Here is a 2,656-nt window from a genome sequence, read left to right as displayed (position 1 = left end):
CGTGCCATACTTGGCCTCATGCGGTTGAATTTCCTATCCGTGGATCAACGCGTCCATCGCTGCCTCCCGAGCATCGGTCACAAAACAGCTTTGACCAGCACAGCAAACAATGGATCCGCTTACTTACAACTGTAGTACTAAGTCGAGTGTAAACCAGGAACTGGCGCAACCCATTCTCCACGCCATCGCACGGTGTGCATACCGGTCAAGTATTGGCAAGCCCAATAGGGTTATTGGGCGAAACAATTTTGCTAAATACTGCGCGGCGAATAAGCTCTCCAACAACTTACTGGAACTAGATAGGAGACATTCATGCCTGATACTGCCCGGATCGACCGCCCCACCCCCGAAGAACTCCTGGCTCGCGCTACGGCGATGAAGCCCGCATTGAAGGAGCGAGCTCAGCGTTGCGAACAGTTGCGTCGCATACCAGGGGAAACCATTGCCGAGTTCGAAGCTGCAGGCTTCTTTCGCGTTCTGCAGCCAGTGGAATATGGCGGCTACGCACATGATCCCATCGTTATGCTACGTATGCTGACTGAGATCGCGTCGGCGTGCTCATCGAGCGCATGGGTGTTGGGCGTCTTAATGCTTCACAACTGGGAAGTCGCCTTGATGCCTCGTCAAGCCGGCATCGACGTGTGGGGCAAGGATTCCGGAGTTCGTATCTCGTCGTCGTACGCCCCCTTTGGCAAGTTAGAAAAGGTGGAAGGCGGAGTGAAGGTAAGCGGTCGCTGGCCCTATTCGTCTGGCTCCGACCACTGCACTTGGGCCTTCCTTGGGGGAATGGTACCAGCGTTCACCAACGGCGAGCCTCCGGGTATGGTTGCGGTACTGATCTCGCGCGACGATTACCGCGTCGAGGATAAGTGGCATGTGTCCGGCCTGGAGGGCACGGGCAGCAACGACATCGTGGTGGAAGGTGCCTTCGTTCCTGACCACCGCGTGCATGTGATCCAGAACGAGACCAAGCGCACCTATGACGACAGCCAGTATGACGAGGATACCTTCAAGTATCCATTCTTCTCAATTTTTGGCGCGGCGCTGGCCGCAACATCTCTTGGTATGGCCAAGGGGGCACTCGAAGAGTTTATCGCCCAGAATAAATCGCGTCTCAGTGCTTTTTCGGGGCAAGCCTATCGGGAAGACCCGTTGGTTCAATCGCGAGTCGCCCGCGCTTGGGCGCTGACTGATGCCGCTGAGCTCAAACGCGAGCGGGACTTCTCTGAAATGGCGGCTCGGATCGCAGCCCGTCAGCCGCTGCTCGATGCCGATCGCGTTCGCAACAAGTGGGATTCCGTGTGGACCGCGCATGCTGCAGATGAGGCGATCGATCTCATCTACAAAGTGGCAGGGGGCAACGCGTCCTACCTGACGAATCCCTTGCAGCGCTTCTACCGCGACATCAGCACTGCAGCCAACCACGTCTACCTGCAATTCGATCGCGGTGCTTCAAATTTTGGTTCATTCCTGTTGACAGGAAATATCAACGATCCACAACGTTGACTCGACCTCGTGTCGAGCGACGAAGGAAGTTGACTTCCCGAAACATCCTTTTTGGAAGGACGGAATATGACTGAAGAGCAAAATCGGGTGCGAGCTAGCGTCCTGGAATGCATGCGACGTCACGCTTCGACGGTGCACGTCATCGCTTTAATGGACGAGGACGATGGCTTTCTATCGACCACGGCCACGTCAGTGACGTTGACCACCATGGATCCTCCGACGATGCTGGTCTGCCTGAATGGCAATACCCGTGTGGGCGCGGCGATTAACCGTATCGAGACCTTCTCGATCAATACCTTGGCCGCCGATCAAGTCGCAGTTGCGGCGGCCTGTGCGGGAGGGCTGGATCACGGCAAGCGTTTGGCGGCCGCGGACTGGCGGTTTGATGAAGATGACATTCCCTATCTTGCGAGCGCGCAGAGCAGCCTGCGCTGCAAGATAGTCAACATCGTCGGGAGTGGAACCCACCATGTTGTATTCGGTGAGGTTGTATCTGCACGCTACCAGGCCGATGTCGCGCCGCTCATGTATCTGAATCGGGCCTACGGTCACTTCTTCCCCTCAGCCGCGCATGAGTTGTCGAACCACGTTATCGGCTGGTGAGGTATCCATGAGCACATCGCTGCCCAATATCCGAGGGGCGCATCGCTGCGGCAGGCTCGGACTGCTTTGAACACAAACCCTAACTCTTGATACGGAATCATTCTATGAAACTCTACGGCACCCCGGGTTCCTGCTCTCTCGCCCCCCATATCGCCCTGCACGAGGCGGGGCACAAGTTCGACTACGTGATGGCTGACCTTCGTACTCGCAAGCTCGCTGACGGGCGTGATATCAACAGCGTCAACTCCAAGGGTTACGTGCCCGTGTTGGAGCTTGATGACGGTCAGCGGCTGACCGAAGTGGCAGCGGTGTTGCAGTACATCGCAGATCTGGCCCCGGAAAAAATTCTAATCCCCTCCGCAGGCACTATGGCGCGCTATCGGGCCCAGGAATGGCTGGCTTTTATCAGCACCGAGTTGCACAAGGCCTTTGGACCACTGTTCAAGCCGGGTGCCAGCGAGCAGGACAAGCAGCAAGCAAAGGAGCGCGTGATGGCGCGGCTGAGCCTGTGCCCCATGTGCGGTGGGCAGATGCGCATCATTGCCTT

3 protein-coding genes are annotated in these 2,656 nt (G+C 57.0%); all 3 read left to right on the top strand.

Annotated elements, in window-relative coordinates; all coding sequences use genetic code 11:
* The first annotated feature begins 312 nt into the window (after positions 1–312).
* Positions 313–1,506: an acyl-CoA dehydrogenase family protein gene (locus J8G26_RS19040; protein ID WP_210570828.1), complete on the top strand. Its 1,194-nt coding sequence runs from the start codon at positions 313–315 to the stop codon at positions 1,504–1,506.
* Between the two features lie 66 nt (positions 1,507–1,572).
* Positions 1,573–2,109, top strand: coding sequence for a flavin reductase family protein (locus J8G26_RS19035; RefSeq protein WP_210570826.1), 537 nt, complete (start codon positions 1,573–1,575; stop codon positions 2,107–2,109).
* 104 nt (positions 2,110–2,213) lie between these two features.
* The coding region (locus J8G26_RS19030; RefSeq protein WP_210570824.1) for a glutathione S-transferase N-terminal domain-containing protein at positions 2,214–2,656 on the top strand (443 nt) is incomplete at its 3' end.

It is taken from the genome of Acidovorax sp. JG5, assembly GCF_017939685.1.
Taxonomy (GTDB): Bacteria; Pseudomonadota; Gammaproteobacteria; order Burkholderiales; family Burkholderiaceae_C; genus Acidovorax.
The sequence above is the reverse complement of the archived record's forward strand: the minus strand, read 5'-3'. Positions and strand labels throughout refer to the sequence as shown.